The sequence below is a fragment of the Virgibacillus ainsalahensis genome (assembly GCF_055380755.1).
In genome coordinates this window covers 1,281,548-1,306,449 of sequence record NZ_AP043943.1, presented here as the reverse complement: position 1 = coordinate 1,306,449, position 24,902 = coordinate 1,281,548, and the positions used below count along the sequence as shown (strand labels likewise).

Genomic DNA, 24,902 nt, shown 5'->3' with positions numbered 1-24,902 from the left:
CCCTTTATTTTCCTATTCCTTCATACTTCATACCCAGCTTCGATATTTCATGTTTATTTAATTTATTTCTTCCGTCTAAAACCATCTCGCAGTTACTGAAATGGCTGAAATCCATACTGCTGTATTCTTCATGAAAAGCCTGTAGAATAACCACATCAATTTCGGATACGAATGGATCATTGATAGATAACGAACGAACGCCATATTTCCTTATTTCACTGTCGGCAAACATTGGATCGTTTACAAAAAGGTTTGCTTGTTTTTTCTTAAGCTGGTCAATTAACAACAGAGCAGTGGATTTCGTTGGTTCTTTGACATTTTCTCTATAAGACAATCCTAAAATAAGAATATTTTTCCCCTTTATAGATCCTATGCCCTTTTCAATTTTTGAAATGGCATGATTGGCCATATCATCATTAATTTTTCTTGACATGGGGATCAGTCCCTTTTTTAACCCTTTATTTATGAAAAAATAGGGATAGATTGGTATACAATGGCCCCCAACGCCAATGCCTGGAGAATGGATATGAGAATAGGGCTGACTGTTACTTGCTGCAGTTACTTCGGACATATTGACATTATTTTCTTCGGCAAACCGGGCGAGTTCGTTTGCAAGAGCAATATTTACATCACGATAGACACACTCTGCCACCTTTGAGAACTCAGCGGTTTCTAAAGAACTTACTTCAATTAATTCACAGCCCAATACTTTTTTATAAAAACTGGATGCCAATTCAAGGCTCTCCTTATTTATGCCTCCAACTACTTTATGATAATTTTGCAGATCCTGAAGAATCCGATTCGAGTAAACTCTTTCAGGACTGTAAGCGAGATAGAAATCTTCCCCCAGACTCAGACCAGAAATTTCTTCTATTTTTTTTCCGAACCTGTCTCTCGTGTCCCCCGGTGGGAGCGTTGTTTCAAAAATGACCAAAGAACCTTTTTTTATCCCTTTTGCAATATCTTTCACTGCCCTATCTATAAATTGATAATCTATGTCGTTCTGATCATCGACTAGAACCGGAACAATAACAACGATTATATCTGATTTTGCTGCAGCTTCAGAAGTAACCGTCGTAGCAGATAACGTTTTATTTCGATGAGCACTCGAGACCAGTTGATCTAAACCAGGTTCATTTTTTACATGTGATTTTCCTTGATTGACAGTCTCTACGACGTTTTTATCAACATCTGCACCGATGACATTACATCCATTATTGGCAAATACAGCCGCTAAAGTAAGCCCTATTTTTCCAAGACCAACAACAGACACAGCTGGTAGTTGCGTACTTTGTTCTATCAACATGAATCAACCTCATTCCTGTGATAATTAAGATATATAATTCATAATCTATGTTGATATATGCAAAATGACTGTACGCTTTAACGATTTTAAAAAAGAAATAAAGCCTATTCCCTCGTGTTGGCTAGTTGTTCATAAACGTTGTACAGCTTCTTCTCCATGTGCTCCCAGCTGAATTGTACTTCCATAACCTTACGGGCATTAACGCTCATTTCTCTGATTTTATCTCGATTGGAGTGAAGATAAATGAGTGCTTGGAAATAATCCTCTGCGGTGGCTCTTAATTTTTTGACAATAGACCCACATTTATATATTTGAATAAATTTTTCTATATCTTGACATTGATTTGCCAGAACAGGCACACCATTATTCAAGTAACTAAAGAACTTATTCGGCATGGCAAAACGGTTATTCATGGAATTCTCAGCATCGAGATCCACCCATCCTAGATCAACATCTTTCATTACTTGAGGGATAGAATTATAGCTGACCCACCCTGTATGTATGACCTTATCTTTTAGATGAAAAGGGATGTTAAGTTCATTTTTCGAGGCTTTACTACCACCAATTAGTATAAATTTGAGTTTGAATTTCTCATTGCACATTTCCGCTATGTCTATCAACTTCCGGAAATTCGTTCTCTTTTGATGCATTGCGCCCTCATATGCGATAACAAGTTCCCGACCTCCCCCTTGCCCAGGTTTATACTCGGGAGTTAATGGGGGAGAATTATAGATCACTTCTACGGGAAGCTTCGGATCTAATGCGCGATACCATGATTTGATTGATTCTGAAACGGTTATGACATAGTCCAATTCCACTAACATATACCGGAGCATTTGCTCTTTTATTTTCATTGTATTTTTGGGTTGATTAACAAGGGGATCAGGTTCTAATTCGTGGCTATCATAGATCAATTTACAGTGTTTTCCCTCTGAGGCTAAAGCACGTTTGATGCCAATTCCCGAATAGAGAGAGAAGAATTCATGGGCATGATAGAAATCAGCATTTTCCGCAATACCAAGCTGTGTCAGCGGATCAATGAAACGCGTGTGTTTTTTGGTACGAAGATTATGGAGGAGGTTTTTGATCTCTTTTTCAGGATGCATCTGTTCATACGTAATTACTTTAATTCCCTCATACATGAATTCCTCTGAGAGAAAACTGTTACGAAAAGGACTGCCATCTACATCAAACAAATAACCTTTTTTTCTCGGTACAATCATTGTAATCTTGAACCCAAGCTTTAATAAACTTTTCGCCTCTTTTTTAAAGATGCGGGCATCTAAAAAAGGATGTTCTGTCAGTAAAAAACAAACACTTTTATCCATCCTGTTTCCTCCCTGAAATTCACCCTTTAAGGTAATTCAATTGTTCGTTGCTCACGTCTGCCTTTAGAGTTACTAAAGTATTATATAAATAAAGTTTAATTAATATGTGGGAAAACTCCTTTTTCATTGAACTAGACTTAATCATATAAGCCCGCCCTCACTCCCATGATTTGTTTGAATAAGATGCAGAAAATGCTTCAGGGAGGAGGGAAAATCGCATGAAAATGCCTAACTTTACGACGCGCTTAGAAACTGTTAGCAAACACAGGTATAAAGTCACATTCATGGACGATGGGTATCCTGGAAAGGATTTGGGAGATACGGTCGCCTGCCATCCAATTTACGGCATTTATGTTATAAGGGACTATCTGTTTCAATACAAAAAAACAAAAGATATTATTTATCAAAAAGCTGCAATAAAGGTAGCAGATGCAGCCATCCGGAGAATGGAGCAATTTAAAAATTCTCTTGTTTTTTGGTATAAATCGGACTCTTTTTTTAACTCAACGAGCAAAGATTATTATTCAGGTTTAACCCAAGCTTATTATGCAGAAGTGATGGCACAATTATATGTTTCTACCAAAACAGGCAAATACAAAGAGGCAGCCAAAAGTATTTACAATAGCTTAAAAATCCCGTTTTCAGAGGGTGGTGTCTTCCACTATTCCTCAAAAGGCCCAAGTATTCAAGAATACCCGATGTCTCCTAATGGTTATGTTTTGAATGGGTGGTTATCAGCAATATCTTCTATTAAAAATTATGCTGATTTATTACAGGATGATGATGCAACTCTATTTTGGCGTGAAAATTTAAATACAGTATGCCGCTTGCTTCCTTTATATGATGCCCCGCTTTTTTCTAATTCCAGATATACACTCAACGGAAGTACCATTCTTAAGATTAACGCTTCCCGAGGTGATGTTGAGCTGCAGGGAGTCAATGTAAATGTACCCGGGGAAGGAACTTTCGAATCACTCATTGATTCAAAGAGAAATTATGCAAATTATATTGATGCTGACTCTGTCATTCAAAGGGAAAAAAAGACTTTTACAAAAAATCACGAAGCACGACTACATGTATTACTAAGCAGGTTTTCATATCCTGAGGAAAATGAAGTGGTGCTCAGAATCGTCAGTAATAACAGAAGTAGCTTGAGAATATCATTACTTGAACCAATGTATTCTCCAAAAATGAATAAACATTCCAGAAAATATATACAGCTGGACGATACTCCTATCCAAAAAGGAGAAAACCTTATAAAGATAAAAATACCATGGAAGCATTTAAATGCCCTTGCAACGCCAACTACCTTTAAGCAATTTGGTTCCAAGTGGCATAATGTTTATCATTTTATACACATTAACAGGCTTGAAGAATTCTATAAAATCACAAAAGATAAACGACTGTTAAATTATATGAACAAATGGAAAAAATACGTAGATTCATGGAAAGATAACCCGCTATATAAAGGGTTAGAAATGGATCCATACAATAAGAAATAGATTACAGTGCCAAGAGCCATACCTAGTAATTATGATGGAGGATAAAAATGAAGAAGAAAGTATGTATGCTGGTACACACCCATTCCTTTTTGGACTCGAGAATCTTTAAAAAAGAAGCCAAAGCCTTACAGAAAAACGACTACGATGTAACAATGATTGTACCGAGAATAAAAGGAAAACTATTTGACATTGACAAAAAACCTTTTGCCGACCGTTTTTTAAAACAAACTTTTTTTCATGAAGGAATAAAAATAATCACCTATAATCTAGAGGAATTTAAACCTTCTCCCTTCGAGATGCAGAGCCATATGAATTCCGGCAGTCATTACACGTTCAGAAACCCATTAACACAACTTGGGTTGAAAGAGAATGCAGATATTTATCATGCCCATGAATTAGCATCATTGTATGCAGGTATTGGCATCAAGAGAATGATGAAGCAAAGACAAAATAAAGAAGTAAAATTAATCTATGATAGTCATGATCTTATTCCCGACCCTCTGGATAACAGCAGCATATCTAAATCATATAAATCAGCAATGTTAAATTTATCAGATGTTATGATTAAGGAAATTGATCAGCTTATTACTGTTTCTCATTCCATCAAATCCTGGTATCTATCAAAAAATCCACTACTTCCAGTTGAAATCATTTACAACTCCCCGCCCCTGGATAAAAATTTCAAACCTAAAAGTTATGAAGATACAACACTAACCGTCTGTTATGAAGGACATGTGGCAGATAACAAAAAAGGAAGCAGGGACAAAATATTTAAAATTACTGAAAGTTGCTCCAAACAAACTGGCTTCAACTTCAAAATAATTGGTGGCGTTTTGCACGGACATTCCCTGTCCCTTCCAAATACTATAAAAAACAATGTTACGTTAACTGGCTGGGTTGATTACCATTCCATTTCAAAACATATGAAGGATGTGGATATCGGCTGGATTGACTTTGATGATTTAAATCACTCGCTCAACCGTTCTTATGCATTGCCAAACAAATTCTTTAGTTATTTAAACAGTGGCGTTCCGGTTGTTGTTAATAAATGTCATGAAATGGAGGAATTTATTAGAACGCATCACTGCGGACTTGTCATTAATAAAATGAAAGCGACGGCAGGAGACTATGCAAGTGCATTTCTTTATTTAAATAATAATAAAGAAAAACTGAAACAAATGAGTAAAAATGCAAGAAGTGTAATGGAGAAGCTGTATAACTGGGAAAAAATGGAGGAAAGATTATTGATGATATATGAATCATTATTAAATGACAATACAAACCGGTTTCTTTTATAAAGATATTTCAAATCACCAGTGCGCTCCAGGAGCACACTGGTTTTACTATTTCACAACAAGTAAACTTACAATTCACTGGATAATACCTTATAAATTTTGTCTGAAGTTTTACCCTCCCCAAAAAGCGCCGGATACGTAGCAGGTTCTTTTGTTACTGATATCTCCCTTAAAATTTTTTGATGATCTGAAGCACCTGCAAGGGTGTTCCATTTTGCATGAACAGTCTCCACCCACTCTGTTTCATCCCGCAATGTGATACATGGGATTCGGAGCATATAAGCCTCTTTTTGGACACCGCCGGAATCGGTTAAAATCATCTTCGCCTGACTTTCCAAGGTGAGCATATCGAAATAATCCAAAGGTTCAACAAGATGAATATGGGATGCTGACAAAAAGTGCGCTAATTTCCATTGTTCAATTTTAATTTTCGTCCGTGGATGCAGAGGCAATACTACGGTTCGATCCAGTTGGGACAATACGGTTAAAAGATTTGTAAGTCTGTTGATATTATCCGTGTTTTCTGCTCTATGAATGGTAGCAAGATAATAATCTTTTACTGGAAGATTCAGCCTGGAAAGAAGCGTGGAGTGCTTCAGTGCAGCCGATTTATAATGAAGAATTGCGTCAAACATAATATCTCCTGTTAAATGAACCCCCTTCTCTATACCCTCTTTTTTCAAATTTGCAACTGCGGTATCCGTTGGGCAAAATAACCAGTCAGAAAGATGATCCGTTAACAGACGGTTCAACTCTTCGGGCATTTTTTTATTAAAACTGCGCAAACCGGACTCGACATGCGCAACCGGTACATGAAGCTTGGAGGCTGCCAAGCTGCCTGCAAGCGTAGAATTGGTATCACCATAGACAAGTACAACATCCGGCTTCTCTTTCATTAAGAGGCTTTCGATTTCCGATAGCATCCTGGCTGTTTGTTTTCCATGGGATCCGGATCCGACTCCCAAGTTATAATCAGGTTTCGGAATTTGCAACTGTTTAAAGAAAACATCAGACATATTTACATCATAATGCTGACCTGTGTGTACCAATATTTCTTCTATGTTCCTATCTTTCTGAAATAACCTTGATAGCATGGAAGCTTTAATAAATTGCGGCCTTGCTCCAACAACAGTTAGGATCTTCACCACCATTGCTCCTTTACATATCTGATTTACCATAAGCACTTCAACAACAATTAACCATTAATCTTTCTAGCCGGTACTCCTGAAGCAACGATATTATCTGCTAAATTTTTTGTAACTACTGCCCCTGCACCCACAATAGTGTTATTACCAATTGAGATACCTGGCAACAGGGAAGCATTATTTCCGATCTTCGCCCCCTTTTTTATATACGGTCCCTTTAAAGAATAGTCGTGAGCTCCCATATACTTATCATTAGACATGGATACACATGGACCAATAAAAACTTCATCCTCCAAGGTTGTATCACCGGTTACATATGCCAGTGTTTGAACGGTACAGTTTTTCCCTATCCGGCTGTTTAATTCAACAATAGCTGCTCTTCCTATCACGGTTTTTTCATCTATGGATACATTCTCCCTAATACTTGCATGATCCCCAATAAATACATCTTTTCCGATTTTTGTACCTGAATAAATAGAAGCTAAACTTCCAATTCTGGTACCTGATTCAATAAGTAAGGAATCCTCAAACTTAACACTCTTACGTATCCTCTTATTGGCGGCCGGCTTAATTCCTAAGACACAGTTGCAACCAATAATAACATCCCCTTCAATCTCGGTCCCTTCCAAGATAATTGTGTTATGACCAATTACTACATTTTCCCCAAGCGTAACATCCTTTTCGATGACTACGTGATTCCCTAGTCGTGTACTTTCAGGAACATTAGACAACTAAAAACCTCCTTCTTACTTTTGAAGTATGTTTTCTATCTTTTTTACAAGCTGATCTGTTCGTTGTTTAGAGGTATGTTTTTGATGAATAAAATAATAGCCTTGTTCAGCTATTTTCTGTCTTTCTCTTTCATTCTTTAAATAATATGCAGCCTTTTCTTTAAAATTGTTTTCATCTATCGATACAAAATGAACACCCGGAATAAACCCAAGGTCCTCCAGTTCTTCAAAAGCCGGAGCAAGAAGAAGCGTCTTGCAGGCAAGCACCTCAAAATATTTTGTGACAGGATAATTCAGGACAGATGGACAAGTGAAAAAAATTTTTGCACGGTTTATTTCCTTGGCATATGTCTGACCAATAAAATGTTGCCTTTCTTCTGTTTCACTAAAATTCCGGTAACCCGGGTGTCTGTGATAGACGAAATGCCTATCTCCTTTATATGATTTTAAAATTTGTCTCCTTAAAGGATAAAAATGATTTACCGCTCCCATCATTAATAAATTGATATCCTTTTTAAGATCATAATCCTTATATAACTCTGTATTAACGAAATGAGGAAACCATTCCATTTTATGTTTGAACTCCGGATATGTTTTTAAAAATTTGTTGCGCACAATCGTGAAGATATACGAGATATTATTTTTCTCAATATAGCTTTTCCTTTGTTTTGTAAGCCGATGAACATCGTTTACAAAAAGACCTGATGGTATACCCGTATGAGCAAGACCTTTAATCATCGGACTGATTTGGTGCCCCATATCATTTAACAACAATATAAAGTCCGGCCGGGCAGGCAATTGCTTCAAAATATAATTGATATGACCTGGTTTTCTCCACAACATGACATTCACCGCATTTGAAAGTTCCTGCTCCAAATAATGAAAGTTTTTATTCAACTGGCCAGATGTATCTTCAGCTATAAACAATACATGTACCACACTTTCACCTCTCCCTTCTATAATTTCTAGTAGACAAACGCCAAATTTGTTTTTTTCATTATGAAAGTCTACCTCGATTCTTAACTGGCGCATAGAATAAATTAGTATTTGATAAAGAGTGAGGAGATATTTTATGAACGTCGGTGTGATTGGGACAGGAAATATGGGAGAAAACCATGTACGAACATACTTATCGATGCAAGATTATTGCCAGCTTGTGGGTATATACGATAATGATGAGAATAAAAGGGATCGGATTGCTAAAAAGTATAAAGTTAAACAGTTTCAATCAATTGATGATCTCCTTCAATCGGTTGATGCAGTGAGCATTGCAGTGCCGACTGAATTTCACTATGATATCGGCTTGGCCTGTATAAAGCACAATGTCCACATGTTGATGGAAAAGCCAATTACGAGCACAGTTGATGAGGCTGAAGATTTGATATTAAAAGCTCGTGAATCAGGAGTTAAACTTCAAGTTGGCCATATTGAACTTTTTAATCCATTCATTCAGACCCTGATAAAAGAAGTGAAAAATGAAAATATTATTGGAGTAGTTTTTCATAGAATGAGCCCATATAGGGAAAGGATCAAACATGTTGACGTTGTAAAGGACCTAATGATTCATGACCTTTACATTTTGCAAGCACTTCTTAACGATACCATCGCAGAATTCTTTGCGCTTGGAAAGGTCATTGAAAAAACGCCAAAACACGCTGCAGTTATTGCAAGATCTTCGCAAGGAGTAACCGCGCAGTTGACAGCAAGCTTTAAATCAAACAGAAACGTGCGAAATATTCAAATCCTTACAGAAGATACGTTTATGGATGCTGATATTTTAAATAGGGAAATTAAAATAACACGCTTCATTACGGAAGCTACAAGTAAAATTCAAGTACCAGTAACGCAAACAATTCAAGTCGATGATTCGATACAGCCACTACGTGTTCAATTATTAGATTTTATAAAATGTATTACGTCCGAAAGCGAACCTTCTGTCACAGGAGAAGACGGAATAAAAATACTCCATATAACCAATAAAATTAGCGAGACCATCAGAATCCATGAAAATTAGCTTCATTCATTATGTATATGTTAAGCAAGTAAAATTATTATATATTTAGCCATCCACTGCAGAAGATTATAGATAAAACCCTACTTTATAGTTGGGTTTTATTTGCGTTGTCGGCAATTAACTAAGAAAGAGTAAACTTTCATACCGTTATAAGTTCAAACTAACTACTACTAGAGAGTTGGCGAAAAGCTACAACTGCAGAACAAAGCTCGAGGGGCGCGCTTTGAACACCAAAATTATACCTTATTCCGACTGGCTCTTTAGCTAAATTTTGTTGTTCATTAACGTCGCAGTTAATATAAAAGACGACGTAACTTGAATTTATGGTTGGTGCGATTACTCGCTCGCTGTGGGGTCTCAGGCGTCTTCGCTTTCTAAGCTGGAGTCTTCGTGTATTTCCTTCGCTGGATTGTGCACTGCAACTTATCGCATTTATTGTTTGATTTAAGTCACGTAATAGTTATGCACTTTTAAGATAGTTGATTTTCGCTGCGGACCGTTGACTCCAGCGGGAACAGCACGTGTCTGAAGACCCCGCAGCGGTGAATTAAAGAACATAGGCTAAGAACGCCCCGTCCTGGGACTGCGATTACTCGTCCCACCGAAAACATTTGGGGCAACGCCTATGTGACCAACATCGTGTTGGCCCGAGGCTGAAGCCGTGCCCGCTAAAAAGCAACGGTCCGCAGCGGAAATCAACCCAGCAGTTACGTCGTCTTTTATATCTTTTATGTCAAAAGCAACAGATCTTTTGGTGGGACGAGTAATCGCAGTTCCGGGTCTTTTTGATGGGATGAGTGATCGTAGTCTCAAGATTTTAGAGGACAGCCTTCTGGTTAAATTAGCTGTTTTTATTATAGATGGTGGCGGCATGCTCTTAGCCGCCATGTTGATTTTTATCTCAGAACAAAACATCACCCTGGCTTCTACCAGGGTGATGTTTTGTTTGTCTTACTGCTCTTCCAATAGGCAAGATTTTAAAGCTATCTTCTACGCTGCTTGAGGAAAACGGACAAAGTTGATAGCGTCTACAGATATATATAGTTTCGCATTGTCCCCATAACCACCGGTAACCTCAATTACCAGAACCAGATCCGGAGTCACGGTTGATAGCAGTCCTTCTATCATATTGTTATCAGTAACTACCTCCACGTTTGAACCAATACGTGTGGCTAGTTCGGCAGCAAAAGTCTCTTCAAACATCTAAATCCCCCCTTACAAATCATTGACTAATTCAATGCTTTCAATCCGAACCAGTACTTGATCTCCAGTAGCTTCAACAATAACGATATAATCGTCTCTTACGCTGAGTAATGTGCCAGTTACAGTACCAAAAGGTGTAGTAACTTCCACTTGTTCATTGACTAAAGATAATAACACATCTCTAAGTGTTGTAGGAGTCCCCGGCGTTCCTGGAACTTCTGATGGTGGTGTTTCTGTTCCTTCACCAAGGCCTAAATTGGCTCCTGCATCGAAATCAAATCCCGGTAAGTCAATTGAAATATTCTTACTTATTCCATTGCTATCAGCATTATTAGTAACTAAGTTTTGTGACATTTGATTTACCAGTCTTAATAAATTTCTCTGGCGTTCTGTTAAATTTGCCAACTGTATTCATCCTTTCTATGAAATTTATTTAACGGTTCTTTTAATGTTTTAAAAGTGGAACCAGATTACGATAGTTCCATTTCAATTCCCCCCAAAAGCTGGGAGGAGGAGGGGGTGTTTAACTAATCATCCAATCACTTCTACCTGCGCAAAGATTTTGGAATTCCCCCTTCAACCATTTATTAAAGAACGTCAAGACTGAGTACAATCGCAACTAGCACTTGAAGTAACAACTGGATATTAATTGCTATATCCGTATCTATTGTGGTTATCTCAACATCCTTCGACTGTTCTATAATGGTCTTTTGACGATTGCTCTGTCTTGTGTTGGTAACTTGCCTGAGGTCTTGCACTATCTGATCAGCCCGGTTTCCATCTGCAATGGTAATACTAATGACAGCTGCGATTGCGGCCTGAATGCCTACTTGTAAGGATACCGCTGCTTGCCTGTCGGTTGTGATAACATCGATATCCTCAGAATCCTTAATGATAATCCATTCATCTGATTCTTGCTGACTGATTACTGACTGTTCCCCATCTTGATTAACGTCCGCATCACTTTGTTCATTGTCATCGCAATGATCCAACGCTCTCCATTCTTTAAATTTCGTCACATTATTCACCTCTTTTTCAGCTTTTTTTGACTTATAAAATATCAACCAATACTACCAATGCCAACAGTAATTGCAACAGAACTTGAATATTAACTGTCAAATCTGTGTCCGTAGTGGTTACATTGGCGTCTTTTGTATTACAGATGAAAATCTTTTGTTTGTTTGTTTGACTTGCGTTAAAGTTTTGCAATAACTCTTGCGACACAGCTTCACTTCGATTTGTATCTCCAATGCTGATGTTTAGGACCAACGAAATCGCTAGTTGCAAACCTGCCTGGAGTGAAATTCCAGCTTGTGTGTCCGTTGAGTTAACAGTTATATTACAGGATTCTTTCACCCATATTAGCTCGGCTGATTCTTGATCCATAAAAGAGTATTGATCTCCTTCTTGCAGTACAGTCGCATCATTGTTACTATCTGAGAAATCAAAATAATCGTTGCTATATTCGTCTTCCTGGTCACATGTGCAGTCATTGTCACATCCACAACTGTATTTATTACTGTATTCTTTCTCACACGTGCATTCGTTATCACAATCCCTACCACAATAGCTGTGGTGTTTTTTGTCGAACTCGGCTACAGGATTGGAATAACATTCTTGCATCCGATGTTGCCCACCTTTATAATAAAAGTTTCGTTTTCTGCTAAAAGAATGAGCAGTATCGAAACGTCTGTATGACGTCATATTAACACCCCTTTCTTTTGGATATAGAATAATCTATGGATTTTTTGGCTAGTAAGATTGTACACATTCACTAGATTATCAACTTTGATTAAAAATAAAGAAAACACCTATGACTGGGTGTTTTCTTTAATAGATTTTCTATTCACTTGATTTTCTTGTGTTTTTCTCTCCATTATTGAATTGTTCGACCTGTTTCCTCAAGTCCTCGACTACTTCTTTTAGCATTTGTTTCTGGTCATCCGGTAAATTCTTTTTCATTTCTTCGGGTTTTACACCATTCTTTTTAAATATATTACTAATCATTAGTTCGACGACCTTATCAGGAACCATGTCTGTCTTTTTATTAGATGAATCACTCATATACATTTCACCTGCTTTCTATAAATATATTTTATCCTATGGTAAGGACCCCCTATTTGACTATGTAGTTGTCTATGCTATTTACAATAATTGGTTCTATAATTCAATTCCAGGTATATAACTTGAATGATTATTCATGTATATCCTACAAGACAAGAGCCATTTTTCCAGTATTCGGACAAACACCGCCATTATTTATGTGTTCCTACATAAAATGCATCATACAAAAAATGGAGGTGGAATAATGTTTAAGTTGTATCTGGATCCGGGACATGGCGGGAATGATACTGGCGCTACTGGAAACGGCTTGCAGGAAAAAAACATTGTTCTGGATATTGCATTACGGATCCACGACATCCTCAATAGTGAATATAATGACGTGGAAGTGAATATGAGCAGAACTACGGACACTTCTAAAAGTTTAAATCAACGAACGAATGAAGCAAATGCTTGGAACGCGGATTATTTTCTATCTATTCATTGCAATTCTTTTAATGGTTCAGCACAAGGGTATGAGGATTATATTTATAGTGGATTATCTGATTCATCTCAGACTGCAAAATACCGGAATATCCTACATGGTGAAATTATGGATGTAAATGAATTAAGGAATCGCGGCAAGAAAAAAGCCAACTTTCATGTATTAAGGGAATCAACAATGTCAGCGTTATTAACGGAAAATGGTTTTATTGATCATAGCGGTGATGCAGCTAAATTGGCTGATTCCGCTTATCGCCAAAGGGTCGCCCGTGGTCATGTAAATGGTCTGGAGCGTGCCTTTAATCTTGAGAAAAAATCAACATCAAGCTTACTTTATAAGGTAATTGCTGGATCTTTTCAGAAAAGAACAAACGCCGAACGCCGAGTTTCTCACCTTGAGTCTGAGGGTATTTCAGCTTTTGTATACACATTATCCGTATCTGGTGATACATGGCATCGTGTTCAAGCGGGGGCTTTTGAAAACAAACCGAATGCAGAAAATTACTTGGAAGAGGTGAAAAAGGCTGGGGTTGAAGATGCATATATTATAGAAGAATAGTAACGAACATTACACTGGTATTTTAAAGATAAACGTCACAGGTTGCTGCGTTAAAAAAGCCATTGGTTTAGATGGAAGAGAAAAGGATGTTGGGAATCGGCGTCCTTTTCTTTAAATATGGTATACTGAGGGTATCAGAGAGTGGATCAGAACGAAGTGGAAACAATAAATAAATTCTTGTCAGGGGGAGAACAAGATGAATGAAGCTGTACAACTCGCTATAGTTGAATTAAAAAAATTATTGCAAGAAAGCCAGGTCAGTGAAAATACTACTATTCTTCAGCAGCACAGTAAAGATGAATCCTATCACACACCAATTCTGCCAGATGTGGTTGTATTTCCACAAAACACTGAAGAAGTTAGCGAAATTGTGAAAATAGCGGACAACTATCATGTTCCAGTAACACCATTTGGGTTAGGGTCAGGTCTGGAAGGTCATGTCGTCCCTGTTGATAATGGAATTAGTATTGATTTTTCCTTGATGAACAATGTACTGGAAGTCAAAGAAAAGGATTTCCTTGTAAAAGTACAACCAGGAGTGACGCGTACCCAGCTTAATAAAGAGCTGAAGAAATATGGATTATTCTTCCCGGTTGATCCCGGGGCGGATGCGACACTTGGCGGAATGGCAGCAACCAATGCCAGTGGAACATTATCTGTCAAACATGGTATTATGCGCGATAATATCCGCGATATGGAAGTTGTGTTGGCAGATGGCACAATTATACATACTGGCAGCCTGGCTCAAAAGTCGTCTTCAGGTTATCATTTGAACGGTATTTTTGTAGGCTCTGAAGGCACGTTAGGATGTATTACTGAATTAACACTGAAAGTTTATGGTATTCCCGAGCATATCTCAGCTGCACGAGCTTCTTACACCACGGTAGATGATGCGGTTGAAGCAGTCGTTGCAGTCCTGCAGGCAGGCATCCCTATTGCCAGGATGGAAATTGTTGATAAGCCATCAATGAAGCAAGTCAATCAATTTAGTGATACTAGCTATAAAGAAGTACCGACCTTATTCCTGGAATTTCACGGAAATGAAGCGGGACTAAAAGAAGATGTGGAATTTACTGAAGAAATCATGAAAGACTTCAATTGTCTGGAGATCCAATTTGAAACAGAGACGCTGGCGCGGAACAAACTATGGGAAGCAAGGCATAACTTGGCTTATGCCTATGTCCACAGTAATCCCGGCAGAAAGTTAATGGTAACGGATGTTTGCCTTCCAATTTCCGAACTTGCCGGAGCCATTCATCATGCCAGAAGAGCAGTTGATCAACTGGAGCTTCCTGGCGGGATAACCGGTCATGTAGGTGATGGAAACTATCATGTACTTCTAATGCTTAATATAGAGGATCCTTCAGAGATTGAAAGAGCAAAACAATTAAATGAACAAATCGTCGAATATGCACTCGCACGAGGTGGGACCTGTACTGGAGAACATGGTGTTGGTATCGGAAAACAGCGATATCAGAAAGAAGAACATGGGGACGCCCTCCTTGTCATGGAAAAAATCAAACAGGCCATCGACCCGAAAGGTTTGCTTAACCCAAATAAAATTTTCAAAATAAAGCAAGATCAGATAGACAGATAAAAGTAAGAGATACGGATAACATGCTTGTTTTTTATACAAGGATTTTTTGGTAAATTTTGTTACTGTTTAACGTCGCAGTTGAAAATACGACATACCTGCTATGCTGATTTCTGCTGCGGAGACAAGCATCAACCTTCATTTCAAGTTATGTCTTACTATATTATTTTTGTATCAAAAGAAACAAATCTTGGGACGAGTAATCGCAGACCCAAATCTTTATAGAAACAGCATTACACAAATACTTTTTCATAGATTTTGGCCGCATTTTCAGCTGGAAATGCGGTTGTTTATTTAGAAGTATTACACCATCATTAGTTGATTTGCAGGAGGATAACCCCATGCCGCTTTCACCTACCATCACAGGAGAATTTTATTTATCGAAACCGCTCTAAACATATTTTAGAAGCGATGTATAAAATCCTTGTCTGGATAGAGCCTAATAATACCCTTATCAGAATAGGTGATATACCATATGGAAGCAGGCTGGATATCCATCATTCCCTTTTTAATCGTAATCCCCATTGCTATGTTGACAAGACAAGTCCTGCCTGGACTCATATTGGGCCTTATAGCAGGTTCTTACCTTGTCACGCCATCTGTTATTGGCGGTATGCAAACAATGTTACACTATATCGTTCAGGCATTGATTGATGAAAATAATATAAAGATTATTGTCTTTTTGTATGTATTCTCTGGACTTATCGGCATGATAAAAATGACCGGTGGGATCAAAGGTTTTGTGGAAACCGCTTCAGAAAAAATAGATACAACAAAAGATGCGTTAGTGCTTACCTACATTTCTACAATTGGTACGTTCAGCGCTCCAACTTTTCGTTTTGTTACAATTGCCCCGATCATGAAGGCTTTATTAAAAAAGATGAAAATGTCGACAAAAGAACTTGGATTTGTTATTGAAACAACAGCCACTCCAGTAATTGCGTTAATTCCAGTAGCCACCGCTTTTGTAGGGTATATGGTTTCTGTTATCCAAATGTCAATTACGAATACTGGAAACACAGAGGATTCATATTCCTTGTTCATCCAAAGCATTCCTTTTAATTTCTTTGCAATTGTAATTATTTTGCTAGGTATTTATTTAAGTTTCTTTAATAGGTCGGATTCCGATTCTCCAACCGAAATCAAAGAAGATAAAGCGGATACAGAGGAGGTTCGCAGTGGTAAACATGCCGTTTCCGAAGAGTTTCCGAAAAAGCCATGGAATCTGCTCCTTCCTATTATACTGATTATCGTGTTGACACTGTTCTTGACATGGTGGGATGGTTATCAGGAAACCGGGGCCATCTGGGCAGCGTTTATTAATGCGGATGTCATGCAGGCAATGGTTGTAGCACTTCTAATTACGTTAATACTTTCTGCCGTTTTTTTTCTTGTTCAAAGATTTAAGCTAAAAAAGTTAATTAAACATTTCATTACTGGTGGAAACGAGCTTATGGAGGTTATTGTCTTATTATCCATTATATGGGGGTTGTCGTCTGTCACTGAGGATTTGGGTTTTTCAAGCTTTGTGACAGCGCATATGCAGTGGATTCCTCAAGTTTTCATTCTTCCACTGATGTTTGTATTTGGCTCCTTTGTTTCTTATTTCATTGGATCAGCATGGGGAACTTGGGGGATATTAATGCCTCTTGGCGTGTCACTATCCACGGTTGCAGACATTTCTCTCCCCATGATGATTGGAGCTGTTTTTGCTTGCGGCTCATTTGGAGCTTTTGCTTCACCGTTAAGTGATGATACAAACACGCTGGCGAAGATTCTCGACCTTTCCGTCGTTGATTATGCACGTTTCAAATTTAAGCCAGCTATCATTGCAGCCGGAATCGCAACATTATTATACACAGGGATAACTTTAATTTTTTAGTAAGTCAATGTAAACAACTCAAGACCTATGACCTCATGTCACTAAATAAAGAGCCTGTATTTTGGCTATTCTTTCAAAAAACAGGCTCTTTAACAATCAAAATACGAGTATTTTACTTAACTGTTGCTATCATCTGAATCATCTCTTCCACAATTGCCGGGACTTCTTCAAAGGCATTCTTAATATGAAGACGTTCTGTGCGTTTATGTGCATCTTTTCCGTATGGACCAATGTTTAAAACAGGTGCATTTAACTGACGCATTTCTTTGAAGGGAATGGTATAACTGTCCCCCCATACAGGCGTATTTTCCTCAAATGATGCCCAACCACGATTACTGCCGGCATAATTGACATAGCTTAAATCACAAAGTCCATTAAAATAGTGAATCCGTTTCATGTCCAGATTATAATCTTCTTTTGCCTTTCTGACAACAAAATCCGTACAGGCTTCGACAAGCTCGTTTCCTGTAGAACTCACTGCAGGATAAAAAGGTGGTGCTAATAAAATGATGATTGCTGGTGCTAATTCTTGACACTGGATCATCAATTTATCCGTAATTCGAAGTGACTTTTCACGTTCATCCCATTCTTCATGAAATTGAATATCGGCTTTCACCGCTTCAACAAATTCACTACCTAATTTATTTGTCGCATAATTTAGTAGGTCTTTATACCGGATTACTTTTACCTTTCCTATCGGTTCAACGTTATATTTGTTGCAAACCTGGTAGTAATCTTCATTGCATTTATCAGCAGCATCATTCGCCACACGCTCAAAAAGATCGAAGACTTCCGCAGCCTCGCGCTTCATTGAAAAGATATTATACAATGCTGCTGAACGGTATGGTGTCTGTGTTGAATACTCCGCTCTTAAATCATTTTGTTGTAATGTTATTGGCAATGGTGTTGTTTCACCCAAAACTGTTTCCTGAAAGAGATCATTCCATTCCATTTCCCTTGTCAGAAATGAAGCAAGATAAGGAGATGTCATTCCACTCAATGGCTCTCCTGCATGTGTTTCCTTTCCATAGAAAAGTGCTGCCGGCATGATTTTCCCCATTGAACCAGAATAAATGTAATGCTCCACGTCTTTAGGTTCCTGGGTGAAAACAGGCTCACTATTTAAAAATAATTTGTACCGCAGACCATAATCTTTCTGCATATCAAGCAGTTTTGGTACAGCATATCTCATTCCAGAAGAATTTACTTCTTCATCTGGAACCGTTAAAAGCAATAGATTAATCGGCCAGTTTTCAATACTCGCTTTTTCAATTAAATACATATGCATGACCAATCCCATTTTCATGTCCATTGTACCACGGCCGAATAAGTATTCATTTGACTCTAAATCTTTAAGTACATCCTTTGTTAATTCATCTTTTCTTTCCTGTAATACCCTTGTCAGTTCCTCAGGCTGTGTGGCGAGTGGTTCGAAGTCTCCATATTCCTCCGTATTTACTGTATCAAAATGACTGATCAAACAAATCGTTTCTGTCGCTTCCGGATGTTTATAGAGTGCAGTTAAGAACTTTCTTCTTAAATCAGCATCATGAAGAGCGAGGTTTTCCGGAAATTTCTGAAAATAGATGAGATCCTGCAATTTTGCCTGCAGTTTCATCGGAAATTGTCGCTCCCCCTCCGATAACGTCATACTTTTCCAACTGACCATTTCTGAAAGCAGTGTGCGCAGCTCATCGGGCGTCCCCCATCTACATTGACTCATTCATTCATCCCCCCTATTTATGTACCCTTAGTATATCAGCTAATAATTAATTATCATTAATTTTTTTACTTTACTGGTATTTTATATTGAATCTTGGCACACCGGCAAAACCATAGTAAAACTTTACATTTCTTCCATGTAAAAGAGGAACCGATTCAAGACCGGTTCCTCTATATTTCCTTGCAGCGATTAATCAATATATTTTTCCTCTTTTAAATACGTCACGATTTCTTCAACTGATTCTTTCAATGATTGTTTTTCCGTGTCCACGGTAATTTCCGGGTTGGCCGGTTCTTCATATGGTGCATCAATACCCGTAAATCCTTTGATTTCTCCAGCACGTGCCTTTTTATATAACCCCTTTGGATCACGCGATTCGCATGCTTCCACACTGCTTTTCACATAGACTTCGATGAATTCCTTTTTCTCAAGTAATTTCCGTGCGTTATCCCGGTCTTCCCTATAGGGGGATATAAATGCGGTCAGGGTCACTAATCCTGCGTCAACCATGAGATTTGCCACTTCCCCAATACGTCGAATATTCTCTGTCCGATCTTCAGGGCTAAAGCCTAAATTTTTATTCAGGCCATGACGTACATTATCTCCATCCAAACGGTACGTGTGTATTCCAAGTTCATGAAGCCTTTTCTCTAAGGCCACAGAAAGAGTGGATTTTCCTGATCCGGATAAGCCTGTAAACCATAAAGCTGCACTTTTATGGTTATTAAAATTTTGTCTATCCTTTTTCGTAACATTGGATTCATGCCAAACAATATTTGTTGAACTCCCCATATTTTTCCTCCTAAAACCACCAATAGTAAACAATCGTGACAGTGATTGCCATAACAATCAAACTGAGTGGTGTTCCAATTTTTATATAATCGCTAAACTTATATCCTCCGGGGCCGTAAACGATCAGATTGGTCTGGTAGCCGATTGGCGTAATGAAACTGGCGGATGATGCAATAGCAATTGTAACGGCGAATCCCATTGGATCTAATTGCAGATCACCAGCCATTTCCAGCCCAATTGGAATCATTAATACAGCCGCTGCACTGTTTGTAATTAATTCGGTAAAAATATTTGTTAGTAGATATATCAATGTCAGGATCATAAACAATCCAAGCGGTTCCCCAATGACCAATAGACCATTGGCAATCCATTGGGCAAGGCCTGTTTTCGTCATTGCAATCCCGACCCCAAAGGAACTGGCAATGAGAAGCAATATATGGAAATGAATATATCCTTTGGCTTCCTCTGCCGTAATTACTTTGGTTACTAATAATAGAACCACTGCCGTCGCCATAGCTTTAAACATACTAAACACTCCAAAAGTGACCAGGAGAATCATTGTTAAAAATATAACGATAGTAAACCAGCCTTTGACCGGATTACGTTTTAAAGATTCAGGTGTATCCAGAGATGTGAGTACATAGAAATCATTCGACTGTTGATACTTTTCGACAAAATCCCTCCCGGCAAGTAATAGTAACGTGTCTCCGGGTTTAAAGATAATATCACCGATTTTGCTCTTTATTCGTTCGTTTTTCCGGTGAACAGCTATCACACCAGCATCATACTTTGATCTGAACCGTGTTTGTTTAACGGATTTTGAAAGTAAGGATGATTGATGGGACACGACAGCTTCCACAATTTGCGTGTTGCCATTTTTCAGCTCATCAATTTCCAGATTTGTACCTGTTCGCAACCTCAATCCTTTCGTCATTTGTACATCTGTAAGCGTGGACATTAATCCGGTAAAAATTAATCGGTCCCTTTTTTGGATAACAGTTGTAGAACGAACGGGAGATATACGTTCTTCCCCACGGATGATTTCAATTAAATACAAGCCTTTCAACTCTCGCAAACCTGCCTGCTCCACACTTTGATCGATATGAGGAAAGGTAGCTTCAACGATTAATTCCGCAATGTATTCTTTAGAGTCCGATTTCACCTGTTGCTGAAATCCCTTATGTTCCGGCAATAATTTATAGCCAATCGTAAAAATATAAATTAGACCCGCTATTGTAATGGGGATCCCAATGATAGCCAACTGAAATATCGAAAAACCCTTATACCCATAGTCAAGTAACATACCATGTACTACCAGGTTTGTAGATGTTCCCATCAAGGTAATCGTTCCACCTAAAATCGTGACATATGACAAAGGAATTAAAAATTTCGATGGTGCAATGCCATGTTCCTCACACCATTTTTTAATCACGGGTGTAAACGTTACGACAATTGGTGTGTTGTTTAAAAAACCAGATAAAAGGGATGTAGGTACAAAAAAACGTACCATGGACCCCAACAAGCTATTACTCTTGTCAAGCCAGGATTTCATCAGCTCATCTATGATTCCACTTTTCTGTACCGCCCCTGCCACAATAAACAAGAGTGCAATGGTAAGCATCCCTTCATTGGAAAATCCACTCAAGGCTTCTCCCGGGGTTAGTATTCCCGATATCAAAAAAACCGATAGTACGGAAAAAATAATAATATCAGGCCGGGCCACCTCAAGTAGCAGCCCGCCTAACATAATCGTAATCATGACTAAAACAAATAGCATCTCAAACGACATGGGGAAACATCCCCTTGGTTAATTTTCTTTCAAACCTTTCCTAAGCACTGCCGCCACTTCCGGACGGGAAAATTCTTTCGGCAGCTCCTCCCCATTGCGAAGCTTCTTACGTACTTTGGTTCCACTAAGATGAACATGAAACTCCTTGTCATGGGGACAAGTCTTTTCAGTACCCATATTCTCACATTTGGTGCAATAAAACGCATGTTCAAATTTGAATATCTGTATACCGATTTCGGTCTCGACCTGTGAAATTAATTCCTGTGCTTCATACGTGCCATAATAATCCCCCACACCTGCATGATCGCGACCGACAATAAAATGTGTGCAACCATAGTTTTTACGAACAATTGCATGCAAAATAGCTTCTTTTGGGCCAGCATAGCGCATTGCTGCAGGATAGATAACTAGACGTGTACGATCGGCAGGATAATAGTTCTTTAGAATGACTTGATAACTTTCCATCCGAATCTCTGCAGAAATATCATCTGACTTTGTTTCACCAACCAAAGGATTTAATAATAACCCATCCACAGACTCAAGTGCAGATTTTTGAATATATTCATGTGCACGGTGAACAGGATTACGTGTCTGAAAACCGACAACTGTTTTCCAGCCTAAGTCTGCAAACATTTCCCTTGTTTCTGAAGGATCGAGATAAAAATCCTTAAAATTATCATGACTCGGGCGATTCAGCAAATAAATCGGGCCGGCAAGATAAACATCACCTTTTTCATAAATCTTTTTTACACCCGGATGCTCCTGATCTTTTGTTCCATAAACGAGTTTAGCTTCTTTTTCCTTGTCATAGGTGAATTTTTCTTTCAATTCCAGCACACCATAGGCGACACCGTCCTCTCCTATGAGTGCTATCGTTGAACCAATGGCATATGATGCCGCCTTCTCCTCGGTTACCGGAAGAGTAATTGGAATACTCCAGATTGTTCCATCCTCCAGCCGCATTTCCTCAATAACACGCGTATAATCCTTCTCTCCCATAAAGCCATTCAACGGACTGAAACCACCGATGGCAATGAGTTCCAAGTCGGATAAATTCCAGGCATCCAATTGGAATGATGGATAGGAATCTATCTTATTGAGATAGAATTCTCTGTGTGATCCAGATAATTCACGTTGTACAAGTTCTCCTCCATGTGGCAAAATTGTTTCTGTTTCACTTTGTTTAACCAATGTCATCGTAAAACCTCCGTATCATCGTTATTTCTCTGACAATAAATATCAATCAGCGATCAAGGATGGATTGGGAACCCATCAGTGAATCGTAATACTGCACAAGTTCAATAACCATTGCTCCCATTTTCGGATTGGCTGGATGAAATACATTACTTACCCCATTTTGCTCCAGCTCCGATGCCGTTACTTTTCCGACAGCAACTGCCAAAATGTTATCATTAAATGCATCGGCCATCTCTTTCGTTTCACTGTACTGGCCGAAAAGGTTTTGTACTTGCGTTTTACTAGTAAAAATTACTGCATCCAGGGATTTGTTGATAATATTTTGTTTTAATTCCTCTAAGATTTCAGGTTTGGGCGCTTTATACTGGTAAGGCTTTGACAGATAAACCTTGTGTCCCAGATTTTCAAGTTTATTCTTTAGTGTCACGTCATCCTGATTATAAGCTTGTAAAAATACCTGTTTACTTGGTTTTAGAACAGCAAGAGAATCCAACAAATCACTCATCGTTCCGTCTTTTGAAACAAAGGTGGCTTGTAAGGAATGTTTTTTCAACCAATTCATCGTTTTGCTGCCACGCACAGCCAGATTTGTGTCCTTCAGTCTATGAATAAATGAAGGGAAGCAATCGGTATGATGTGCTGCCTCCTCTAGTGTTTGAGCGCCAATTCCTGTTGTTAGAAGGATAAGATCAAACGAATTAGATAAAAGATTAAAAACATCTTCTTCGCTCGTTTTTTTATTTAGAATCTGTTCTCCCTGTATAGAGAAAACATTGGATATACCATCATTATTTTCAATAAGTTTCGTAATCACATCTGCACTGCGGGTTGCCGCAACTCCAATCCTTTTTCCCTCCAAGCCTGTCATATCGCCTCACCTCTTTCTGCTAAATTCCTGAACCATTCAATTGCTTCGTTCTGTTTATCTTTTTCTAAAAAGGTTTCAGACAGCAGTTCCTTTAGCAATAGCTTTTGATGCGCTTTATCAAGTGATGAATGTTTAATAAGCTTTCGGCTTTCATACAAAAAATCTATATAACTCTCATAGTTCCCGTCATAAACGGTTTGTAATTCATTTTTAATTGCTGCAGAAAGCTGTGGACTTGCTCCACTAGTGGAAATACTGATCAACAACTTTCCACGCCTGAAAAAGGAAGGGAACTCTACATTTCCCTTGTCTGCATCTGCTGCAGCATTTATTAGAGAATTTCGTGGTGATGCGTGAATAACTTCCTGATTCACCATCTGATCATCTGTAGCAACAATAACCAGGAATGCATCCGCAAGATCTTTTGCTTCCACGTATTTCTGTTTCCAGTGCAATCGTCCTTTTTTCCATTCGGATTCAATTCCTTCTTTAATTGTTGGACTAATGACCGTAATGGCAGCCCCACTATTTAAAAGGCTATGGACTCGTCGTTCTGCGACACGACCACCACCGACAATAATTACATGCTGTTCATTTAATTCAATCATGAGAGGTGTTATTGCCACATTCCGACATCCTTTAACTCAAGCAAATTTCTTTTGCGTTATAGTAGTTGTTCAAGCACTTATCGTTCTACGCTTATAAGATTCATAGACACGTTCCTGTAGTGCTGCCTGCATTACAGGGTGGTCACCAAGTTGCCCGCATACGATAATTTCTTTCTCTCTCTGAGTTACCGTACTTATTTTCCTTTCAACATGTTGCATAAGTACGCCTGTAAACCATAAATAAGGAGCGATGAAAACTTGGGAAGAACCATCTTTTAAAGCGGAAAGAAGACCGTGTTCAAAAGAAGGCTCGCAGGCAGCGAGATAACAAACATCTACAGGAATATTCATTCGTTCCTGTAATTTACCTCCAATATTTTCTATATCTACCTTCGTTTGAGGATTACGGCTTCCCCGGCCCACAAGTAAAATCCTTGCATCCTGATTGATGTGGACTCCAGTTTCTTTGATTCGTTCTGCCAGGACAGTTGTGAAACGATCCTGTACGCCCAATGGCTGACCATAAGTAAAGATAATAGTTGGATAGTTAACTTTTGCCTTATCAACTTCTTCTGGTATATCTTTAAAGTAATGCCCAGCGCTTAATAGAAGCACAGGAACAATGGAAATCCTCGTAGCCCCTTGTTTGGCCAGACGCTCAATTCCCTGTTCTACATTTGGTTCAGCAAGTTCCAGGAAGCAGATTTCCTGAAGTGCAACATCGACCTGCTTTCTTACAGAATCGATACATGCAATTGCTTCTGATGTCGCTTCTTTAATACGGCTCCCATGACTGACGTATAGAATCCCTTGCACTCTCTC

General features: G+C 38.5%; 24 protein-coding genes. 7 read left to right on the top strand and 17 right to left on the bottom strand.

Translation table 11 applies throughout. The annotated features are described in order from the left end of the window. Window positions 1-4: 4 nt before the first annotated feature. Both ACZ427_RS06125 and ACZ427_RS06120 read right to left on the bottom strand, forming a co-directional pair. Complete coding sequence (locus ACZ427_RS06125) at window positions 5-1,306, bottom strand: nucleotide sugar dehydrogenase (RefSeq protein ID WP_461179276.1); 1,302 nt, start codon at window positions 1,304-1,306, stop codon at window positions 5-7. A 104-nt stretch (window positions 1,307-1,410) separates the two neighbouring features. Further along, window positions 1,411-2,634: a glycosyltransferase gene (locus tag ACZ427_RS06120; RefSeq protein ID WP_461179277.1), complete on the bottom strand. Its 1,224-nt coding sequence runs from the start codon at window positions 2,632-2,634 to the stop codon at window positions 1,411-1,413. Between the two features lie 218 nt (window positions 2,635-2,852). On the opposite strand from ACZ427_RS06120, the gene ACZ427_RS06115 reads away from it, so the two are divergent. Together ACZ427_RS06115 and ACZ427_RS06110 are read left to right on the top strand one after the other, a co-directional pair. Then, window positions 2,853-4,136, top strand: coding sequence for a D-glucuronyl C5-epimerase family protein (locus ACZ427_RS06115; RefSeq protein ID WP_461179278.1), 1,284 nt, complete (start codon window positions 2,853-2,855; stop codon window positions 4,134-4,136). 47 nt (window positions 4,137-4,183) lie between these two features. Beyond that, entirely contained in the window at window positions 4,184-5,434 is a 1,251-nt protein-coding gene (locus ACZ427_RS06110; protein WP_461179279.1) for a glycosyltransferase, read from the top strand. 65 nt (window positions 5,435-5,499) lie between these two features. On the opposite strand, the gene wecB is transcribed toward ACZ427_RS06110, so the two are convergent. Genes wecB through ACZ427_RS06095 form a run of 3 tightly spaced genes read right to left on the bottom strand, consistent with a single transcriptional unit; the run spans window position 5,500 to window position 8,246 of the window. After that, window positions 5,500-6,576: a non-hydrolyzing UDP-N-acetylglucosamine 2-epimerase gene (gene wecB, locus ACZ427_RS06105; protein WP_461179280.1), complete on the bottom strand. Its 1,077-nt coding sequence runs from the start codon at window positions 6,574-6,576 to the stop codon at window positions 5,500-5,502. A gap of 50 nt (window positions 6,577-6,626) precedes the next feature. Next, entirely contained in the window at window positions 6,627-7,307 is a 681-nt protein-coding gene (locus ACZ427_RS06100; RefSeq protein WP_461179281.1) for an N-acetyltransferase, read from the bottom strand. A 15-nt stretch (window positions 7,308-7,322) separates the two neighbouring features. Further along, on the bottom strand, window positions 7,323-8,246 hold the full coding sequence (locus ACZ427_RS06095) for a glycosyltransferase family protein (protein WP_461179282.1): 924 nt from the start codon (window positions 8,244-8,246) through the stop codon (window positions 7,323-7,325). 133 nt (window positions 8,247-8,379) lie between these two features. On the opposite strand from ACZ427_RS06095, the gene ACZ427_RS06090 reads away from it, so the two are divergent. Both ACZ427_RS06090 and ACZ427_RS06085 read left to right on the top strand, forming a co-directional pair. Then, window positions 8,380-9,321 (top strand): Gfo/Idh/MocA family oxidoreductase, encoded by a 942-nt coding sequence (locus tag ACZ427_RS06090; RefSeq protein WP_461179283.1) that lies wholly within the window; start codon window positions 8,380-8,382, stop codon window positions 9,319-9,321. A 730-nt stretch (window positions 9,322-10,051) separates the two neighbouring features. Beyond that, complete coding sequence (locus ACZ427_RS06085) at window positions 10,052-10,324, top strand: hypothetical protein (RefSeq protein ID WP_461179284.1); 273 nt, start codon at window positions 10,052-10,054, stop codon at window positions 10,322-10,324. On the opposite strand, the gene ACZ427_RS06080 is transcribed toward ACZ427_RS06085, so the two are convergent. The 5 genes from ACZ427_RS06080 to ACZ427_RS06060 form a co-directional block, all read right to left on the bottom strand. Then, window positions 10,312-10,524 (bottom strand): hypothetical protein, encoded by a 213-nt coding sequence (locus ACZ427_RS06080; protein ID WP_461179285.1) that lies wholly within the window; start codon window positions 10,522-10,524, stop codon window positions 10,312-10,314. The genes ACZ427_RS06085 and ACZ427_RS06080 overlap by 13 nt on opposite strands. A gap of 12 nt (window positions 10,525-10,536) precedes the next feature. Next, window positions 10,537-10,929, bottom strand: a complete 393-nt coding sequence (locus ACZ427_RS06075; protein WP_461179286.1) for a DUF2642 domain-containing protein — start codon at window positions 10,927-10,929, stop codon at window positions 10,537-10,539. A gap of 182 nt (window positions 10,930-11,111) precedes the next feature. Then, window positions 11,112-11,543, bottom strand: coding sequence for a spore coat protein (locus tag ACZ427_RS06070; RefSeq protein WP_461179287.1), 432 nt, complete (start codon window positions 11,541-11,543; stop codon window positions 11,112-11,114). Window positions 11,544-11,574: 31 nt separating this feature from the next. Beyond that, window positions 11,575-12,147 carry a spore coat protein gene (locus ACZ427_RS06065; protein WP_461179288.1) on the bottom strand — a complete coding sequence of 191 codons (573 nt, stop codon included), beginning with the start codon at window positions 12,145-12,147 and terminating at the stop codon, window positions 11,575-11,577. 219 nt (window positions 12,148-12,366) lie between these two features. Next, entirely contained in the window at window positions 12,367-12,588 is a 222-nt protein-coding gene (locus ACZ427_RS06060; RefSeq protein WP_461179289.1) for a spore coat protein, read from the bottom strand. Between the two features lie 244 nt (window positions 12,589-12,832). Between ACZ427_RS06060 and ACZ427_RS06055 the strand changes: the two genes are divergently transcribed. The 3 genes from ACZ427_RS06055 to ACZ427_RS06045 all read left to right on the top strand — a co-directional run bounded on the left by ACZ427_RS06055 (window position 12,833) and on the right by ACZ427_RS06045 (window position 17,103). Beyond that, the gene (locus tag ACZ427_RS06055; protein WP_461179290.1) at window positions 12,833-13,627 is read left to right on the top strand and encodes an N-acetylmuramoyl-L-alanine amidase; all 795 of its coding nucleotides are present in this window, start codon (window positions 12,833-12,835) and stop codon (window positions 13,625-13,627) included. Between the two features lie 196 nt (window positions 13,628-13,823). Then, window positions 13,824-15,224 (top strand): FAD-binding oxidoreductase, encoded by a 1,401-nt coding sequence (locus ACZ427_RS06050; RefSeq protein WP_461179291.1) that lies wholly within the window; start codon window positions 13,824-13,826, stop codon window positions 15,222-15,224. A gap of 472 nt (window positions 15,225-15,696) precedes the next feature. Beyond that, entirely contained in the window at window positions 15,697-17,103 is a 1,407-nt protein-coding gene (locus tag ACZ427_RS06045) for a Na+/H+ antiporter NhaC family protein (protein WP_461179292.1), read from the top strand. Window positions 17,104-17,215: 112 nt separating this feature from the next. Here the strand turns inward: ACZ427_RS06045 and ACZ427_RS06040 are convergent, their stop codons facing one another. The 7 genes from ACZ427_RS06040 to ACZ427_RS06010 form a co-directional block, all read right to left on the bottom strand. Continuing rightward, complete coding sequence (locus tag ACZ427_RS06040) at window positions 17,216-18,826, bottom strand: M20/M25/M40 family metallo-hydrolase (protein WP_461179293.1); 1,611 nt, start codon at window positions 18,824-18,826, stop codon at window positions 17,216-17,218. 189 nt (window positions 18,827-19,015) lie between these two features. Continuing rightward, entirely contained in the window at window positions 19,016-19,618 is a 603-nt protein-coding gene (gene cysC / locus ACZ427_RS06035; protein ID WP_461179294.1) for an adenylyl-sulfate kinase, read from the bottom strand. A 10-nt stretch (window positions 19,619-19,628) separates the two neighbouring features. Then, on the bottom strand, window positions 19,629-21,407 hold the full coding sequence (locus tag ACZ427_RS06030) for an SLC13 family permease (RefSeq protein ID WP_461179295.1): 1,779 nt from the start codon (window positions 21,405-21,407) through the stop codon (window positions 19,629-19,631). Window positions 21,408-21,425: 18 nt separating this feature from the next. Beyond that, window positions 21,426-22,604, bottom strand: a complete 1,179-nt coding sequence (sat, locus tag ACZ427_RS06025) for a sulfate adenylyltransferase (protein ID WP_461179296.1) — start codon at window positions 22,602-22,604, stop codon at window positions 21,426-21,428. Window positions 22,605-22,650: 46 nt separating this feature from the next. After that, complete coding sequence (locus ACZ427_RS06020; RefSeq protein WP_461179297.1) at window positions 22,651-23,472, bottom strand: uroporphyrinogen-III synthase; 822 nt, start codon at window positions 23,470-23,472, stop codon at window positions 22,651-22,653. After that, window positions 23,469-24,098: an NAD(P)-binding protein gene (locus ACZ427_RS06015; protein ID WP_461179298.1), complete on the bottom strand. Its 630-nt coding sequence runs from the start codon at window positions 24,096-24,098 to the stop codon at window positions 23,469-23,471. The genes ACZ427_RS06020 and ACZ427_RS06015 overlap by 4 nt, the downstream gene beginning before the upstream one ends. Window positions 24,099-24,149: 51 nt before the next feature. Further along, on the bottom strand, window positions 24,150-24,896 hold the full coding sequence (locus ACZ427_RS06010; protein ID WP_461179299.1) for a sirohydrochlorin chelatase: 747 nt from the start codon (window positions 24,894-24,896) through the stop codon (window positions 24,150-24,152). Between the last annotated feature and the right edge of the window lie 6 nt (window positions 24,897-24,902).

Bases quoted from the DNA above. Each gene is read 5' to 3' on its own strand.
- ACZ427_RS06125 (WP_461179276.1), bottom strand. From the start codon at position 1,306: ATGTTGATAGAACAAAGTACGCAACTACCAGCTGTGTCTGTTGTTGGT.
- ACZ427_RS06120 (WP_461179277.1), bottom strand. From the start codon at position 2,634: ATGGATAAAAGTGTTTGTTTTTTACTGACAGAACATCCTTTTTTAGAT.
- ACZ427_RS06115 (WP_461179278.1), top strand. From the start codon at position 2,853: ATGAAAATGCCTAACTTTACGACGCGCTTAGAAACTGTTAGCAAACAC.
- ACZ427_RS06110 (WP_461179279.1), top strand. From the start codon at position 4,184: ATGAAGAAGAAAGTATGTATGCTGGTACACACCCATTCCTTTTTGGAC.
- ACZ427_RS06090 (WP_461179283.1), top strand. From the start codon at position 8,380: ATGAACGTCGGTGTGATTGGGACAGGAAATATGGGAGAAAACCATGTA.
- ACZ427_RS06085 (WP_461179284.1), top strand. From the start codon at position 10,052: ATGTCAAAAGCAACAGATCTTTTGGTGGGACGAGTAATCGCAGTTCCG.
- ACZ427_RS06080 (WP_461179285.1), bottom strand. From the start codon at position 10,524: ATGTTTGAAGAGACTTTTGCTGCCGAACTAGCCACACGTATTGGTTCA.
- ACZ427_RS06065 (WP_461179288.1), bottom strand. From the start codon at position 12,147: ATGCAAGAATGTTATTCCAATCCTGTAGCCGAGTTCGACAAAAAACAC.
- ACZ427_RS06060 (WP_461179289.1), bottom strand. From the start codon at position 12,588: ATGAGTGATTCATCTAATAAAAAGACAGACATGGTTCCTGATAAGGTC.
- ACZ427_RS06055 (WP_461179290.1), top strand. From the start codon at position 12,833: ATGTTTAAGTTGTATCTGGATCCGGGACATGGCGGGAATGATACTGGC.
- ACZ427_RS06050 (WP_461179291.1), top strand. From the start codon at position 13,824: ATGAATGAAGCTGTACAACTCGCTATAGTTGAATTAAAAAAATTATTG.
- ACZ427_RS06045 (WP_461179292.1), top strand. From the start codon at position 15,697: ATGGAAGCAGGCTGGATATCCATCATTCCCTTTTTAATCGTAATCCCC.
- ACZ427_RS06040 (WP_461179293.1), bottom strand. From the start codon at position 18,826: ATGAGTCAATGTAGATGGGGGACGCCCGATGAGCTGCGCACACTGCTT.
- cysC (WP_461179294.1), bottom strand. From the start codon at position 19,618: ATGGGGAGTTCAACAAATATTGTTTGGCATGAATCCAATGTTACGAAA.
- ACZ427_RS06030 (WP_461179295.1), bottom strand. From the start codon at position 21,407: ATGTCGTTTGAGATGCTATTTGTTTTAGTCATGATTACGATTATGTTA.
- sat (WP_461179296.1), bottom strand. From the start codon at position 22,604: ATGACATTGGTTAAACAAAGTGAAACAGAAACAATTTTGCCACATGGA.
- ACZ427_RS06020 (WP_461179297.1), bottom strand. From the start codon at position 23,472: ATGACAGGCTTGGAGGGAAAAAGGATTGGAGTTGCGGCAACCCGCAGT.